We start from the raw sequence: 4633 nt of genomic DNA on the forward strand, positions 1-4633 counted from the left end.
TCCTCGCGCAGCACGCCGAGCAGCCGCCGCATCTCGGTGAGGGCGGTCCGGGCGGTGTCGCCGATGGCCAGCAGCCGCTCGGCGCCCTCGGCCGGCATGCCGGGGACGGCCAGCCGCGCCGTCTCCGCCTGGACGGAGATCATCGAGATGTGGTGGGCGACGACGTCGTGCAGCTCGCGGGCGATGCGGGCGCGCTCGCCGCGCGCGGTGTGCTCCAGCAGCGTGGTCTCGAAGGCGCGGCGGGAGGCGTCCAGCGCGGCGGCGTCGGCGCGGCGGCGCAGCACCCGGCGGCGGACCAGCACCGACCAGACCGTGACGAGCGCGACGGCGGCCGCGACCCCCACCCCCCGGTGCAGCACCCACGCGGCCGGCGCCGCGACGGTGATCGCGACGGCGGCGGCGGTGACGCGGTCGCGGGCCAGGACGAGCGGGAGCGTCGCGCACACGTCCACCACGATGGCCAGCGACAGCACCACCCCCGGCCGGCCTCCGGTGCGCAGCACCGCCTCGGCCGTCCCGGCCAGCGCCAGCAGGCCCCCGGCGGCGGGCCACAGGCGCGCGGGTGACGGGCGCGGCCACCATGTCCGGTGTTCCCCGCTCCGCCCCGTGCCGCTCCGCCCCACGCAGGCCATTGTGGCGTGGCCGGCGGCGCGGCGGCGTCCCTCCCCAGAGGGACCGGGCGTCCCCCGCGTCCCGCCACCCGAAACGGCACTACGGCGGGACGCCCCGGAGCCGCGCGGGTCCGTAGCCTCCCGGACCATGGACGCAACCATCGAAGTGCGGGGCCTGCGCAAACGGTTCGGGCCGACCGTCGCCGTGGACGACCTGTCGTTCACCGCCGCCCCCGGGCAGGTCACCGGGTTCGTCGGCCCCAACGGCGCCGGCAAGTCCACCACCATGCGGGTGATCATGGGCCTGGACCGGCCCGACGCGGGCACCGCGCTGGTCGGCGGGAAGCCCTACCGGTCGCTGCGGACGCCGCTGTGCCGCCTCGGCGCGATGCTGGACGCCTCCGCCGTGCACCCCGCGCGCCGCGCCCGCGACCATCTGCGGTGGCTCGCGCACGCCAACGGGCTCCCCGTCCGGCGGGTGGACGAGGTGATCGAGCTCGCGGGGCTGGGCGGCGCGGCGCGGCGGCGCGCCAGCGGGTTCTCGCTCGGCATGCGGCAGCGGCTCGGGATCGCGGCGGCGCTGCTCGGCGACCCGCCCGCGCTGATGTTCGACGAGCCCGTCAACGGCCTGGACCCCGAGGGCATCGCGTGGATGCGGCGGCTGCTGCGGTCGCTGGCCGCCGAGGGCCGGGCGGTGCTGGTCTCCAGCCACCTGATGAGCGAGCTGGAGGGCGGCGCGGACCATCTGGTGGTGATCGGCCGGGGCCGGCTGATCGCCGACACCGCCGTCCAGGACCTGCTGGACGCCGCGTCCGCCGGGCGGGTCGAGCTGCGCACGGCCCGCCGGGAGGAGGCCATGACCGTGCTGGCGCGCGCGGGCGCCACCGCCACCGCGACCGGGCGGGACGCGGTGACCGTCACGGGCCTGCCCGCCGAACGGATCATCGCACTGCTCACCGAGGCCGGGGTGGCGTTCTCCGGCATCGCCGAGCACCGCGCGACGCTGGAGGAGGCGTACATGGAGCTGACCAAGGACGCGGTGGAGTTCCAGGCCGTGACCGGACGGGAGGCGCCGTGACCTCCCCCGGGCGCGGCACCCCCGCCACGCGCGAGCCGTACCGCAGCACCGTCCAGGCGGAGGCGAGCGACGGGTTCCGGCGGCTGCTGCTCGCCGAGTGGACCAAGCTGCGGACCGTCCCGCGCTGGACGCTGACCCTGCTCGCGGCGGTCCTGGTGACGGTCGTGGTGGCGCTGCTGACGGCCGCGGGCACCGAGTCCAGCGGCTCGGGCGGCGGGCCGGCCGACCCCGCCCGGCGGCAGATCATCGACCTGGGCCACTACACCTACCTGCCCCTCGCCGGGGACGGGTCGATCGTCGCGCGCGTCACCTCCCAGCACGGCGGCGGCGGATGGGCGAAGGCCGGCCTCATGATCAGGGGCAGTGCGGAGCGGGCCACCCCGTACGCGGCGCTGATGGTGACGCCGGGGCACGGCGTCCGGCTGCAGACCGGCTACAAGGGCGACGGCGCGGGCGGCGGCGCGGGGACGGCGCCGCGCTGGCTGAAGCTGACCCGCGCGGGCACGGCCGTGACCGGGTACGCGTCGGCGGACGGGCGCGCCTGGGACCGTGTCGGGTCGGTGCGCCTGGCGGGGCTGCCGCCGTCCGCGCTGGCCGGGATGTTCGTCGCCGTCCCCGACGAGGTCAAGGTGCGGCGGGCGTTCGGCGGGGAGAGCGTCGACGGGCATCCGCGCGACACGCGGGCCACGTTCGACCACGTGTCGGTGTCGCCCGCGCCGCCGGGCGCGCGATGGCGGGACCGCGGGTCGCCGGGCGGGCCCGCCCGCGGCCCCGCGGTGGGCGGGCGCACCGAGTCCGGCGGGACGTTCACGCTGACCGGGTCGGGCGACGTCGGGCCGGACCTGTTCGCCGACGACGACACCCGCACGACCCTCACCGGCGTGCTGATCGGGCAGGCGGCGATCGTCGCGCTCGCGGTGCTGTTCGTCACCTCCGAATACCGGCACGGGATGGTGCGCACGACGTTCGCGGCGACGCCGCGCCGGGGCCGGGTGCTGGCCGCCAAGGCGGTCGTGGCGGCCCTGGCGTCGCTCGCGGCGGGGCTGGCGGCGGCGTTCGGCGCGGTGCTGCTGGCCGCGCCGCTGCGGCGCTCGAACGGGCTCGCGCCGCCGCCGCTCTCGGACGGCGCCGTGCTGCGCGCGGTGCTCGGCACGGCGGCGGTGCTGGCCGTCGTCGCGGTGCTCGCGCTGGCCGTCGCGGTGATCGTGCGGCGCAGCGCGCCCGCGATCACGATCGTGCTGATGGTCCTGCTGCTGCCGCAGATCGTCGCGACCGGGCTGCCGCTGTCGGCGGCGCGGTGGCTGGAGCGGCTCACCCCGGCGGCCGGGTTCGCGATCCAGCAGACCGTCGAGCGGTTCGACCGGGCGATCGGCCCGTGGGCCGGGTTCGGGGTGCTGTGCGCGTACGCGGCGGCGGCGATGGCGGCGGCGCTCTGGCAGGTCGGGCGGCGTGACGCATGAGCGTAGCGAACCGGGGGGTTCGGGGGGCCGTCCCCCCGCACCCGGGACGCATGATCGGGACGGCGCGCGCGGTGCGGGCGGAGTGGACGAAGCTGCGGACGGTGCCGTCCACCGGATGGCTGCTGCTGGCGCTGGCCGGGCTGACCGCCGCCGTGGGCGCGGCGGTGACCGGGGCCGTGGACACCTCGCACTGCACGAGCCCCGCCGGCTGCCAGGAGGACACGCCGAAGCTGGCGCTGTCGGGCGTCCAGCTGGGGCAGGTCGCGGCGGTCGTCCTCGGGGTCCTGGCGGTCGGGAGCGAGTACGCGGCGGGGACGATCGGCGCGACGCTGGCGGCGGTGCCGCGCCGCGGGACGGTGCTGGCCGCGAAGGCCGCCGTGGTCGCGGCCGTGGTCGCCGCCGCCGGGACGGCGGGGGTGCTGGCGTCGCTGGCGGCCGGGCGGGGCCTGCTCGCCGGCAGCGGGTTCACCGCCGCGAACGGCTACCCGCCGCTGTCGCCGCTGGACGGCCCCACGGCGCGGGCCGCGTTCGGGACCGTCCTGTACCTGGTGCTGGTGGCGCTGCTGGCGCTCGGGGTGGGGACGGCGGTCCGGGAGCAGGCGGCGGCGATCACGGCGGTGCTGGCGCTGCTGTGGATCGTCCCGATCGTGGCCCGGTTCGTCGGGGACGAGACGTGGCGGGACCGGCTGGAGAAGTTCGCGCCGATGCCGGCGGGGCTGGCCGTCCAGGCGACGCGGGGCCTGGAGCGGCTGCCGATCGGGCCGTGGCCGGGCCTCGGCGTGCTGGCCGCGTACGCGGCGGCGGCGCTGCTGGCCGGCGCGGTCCTGTTCACCGCCCGCGACGCGTGAGCCGGGGTCACGTGCGGGACGGGTGATCGTCCTCGTCGATGACCTCGCCGCGGACGACCGGTCCCGGCGGGGTCTCGACGCGCCCGGGGCCGGGCCCGCGGCCGAACGGGTCGAACCCGCCGGTGAAACCCGGCGGGAACGCCGCCGCCCGGGCCCTCGCCCGGTCTTCGGCGGCGCGCATCCGCCGCGTCGCGTACCGCGACAGGACGCGCCGCACCAGCGGCCGGGTGAACGGCAGGACGAACGCGAACCCGAACACGTCGGTGACGAACCCGGGTGTCAGCAGCAGCACGCCACCGGCCATGACCAGCGCGGCGTCGGCGAGTTCCCGGTCGGGCATGACGCCGCGGCGCAGCGCCTCCTCCAGGGCCCGCCAGGCGCGGCGGCCCTCGCGGCGCACGATCCAGCCGCCGAGCAGGCTCTCGGCGACCAGCAGCCCGACCGTGGGCCAGGCGCCGATCACCCCGCCCACCTGGATGATCACGTAGATCTCCAGGACGGGCATCACCAGGAACGCCAGGACCATCAGCAGCGGCAGCATGGCTCCATCTTCGGGTCGCGGGGAAATGCCTCTCCCCGTACAACGCCGCGACACCCCCGAACGTTTCCCCGGCCCCGGGCGGCGGAGGGGTCAGC

General features: G+C 77.7%; 5 protein-coding genes. 3 read left to right on the forward strand and 2 right to left on the reverse strand.

What is annotated here, in order from left to right; translation table 11 throughout:
- A partial coding sequence (locus E1264_RS44935) for a histidine kinase dimerization/phosphoacceptor domain-containing protein (RefSeq protein WP_243711473.1) occupies positions 1–623 on the reverse strand: 623 nt, incomplete at its 3' end.
- A gap of 136 nt (positions 624–759) precedes the next feature.
- Between E1264_RS44935 and E1264_RS40400 the strand changes: the two genes are divergently transcribed.
- The 3 genes from E1264_RS40400 to E1264_RS40410 are packed head-to-tail and all read left to right on the forward strand — an operon-like array spanning position 760 to position 3997.
- The gene (locus E1264_RS40400) at positions 760–1689 is read left to right on the forward strand and encodes an ATP-binding cassette domain-containing protein (protein ID WP_132182505.1); all 930 of its coding nucleotides are present in this window, start codon (positions 760–762) and stop codon (positions 1687–1689) included.
- The gene (locus tag E1264_RS40405) at positions 1686–3149 is read left to right on the forward strand and encodes an ABC transporter permease subunit (protein WP_132182507.1); all 1464 of its coding nucleotides are present in this window, start codon (positions 1686–1688) and stop codon (positions 3147–3149) included. The genes E1264_RS40400 and E1264_RS40405 overlap by 4 nt, the downstream gene beginning before the upstream one ends.
- Before the next feature lie 50 nt (positions 3150–3199).
- On the forward strand, positions 3200–3997 hold the full coding sequence (locus tag E1264_RS40410) for an ABC transporter permease subunit (protein WP_132182509.1): 798 nt from the start codon (positions 3200–3202) through the stop codon (positions 3995–3997).
- A gap of 7 nt (positions 3998–4004) precedes the next feature.
- Here the strand turns inward: E1264_RS40410 and E1264_RS40415 are convergent, their stop codons facing one another.
- Entirely contained in the window at positions 4005–4538 is a 534-nt protein-coding gene (locus tag E1264_RS40415) for an FxsA family protein (protein ID WP_132182511.1), read from the reverse strand.
- Between the last annotated feature and the right edge of the window lie 95 nt (positions 4539–4633).

Origin of the sequence: Actinomadura sp. KC216 (genome assembly GCF_004348535.1) — a bacterium.
GTDB lineage: Bacteria > Actinomycetota > Actinomycetes > Streptosporangiales > Streptosporangiaceae > Spirillospora.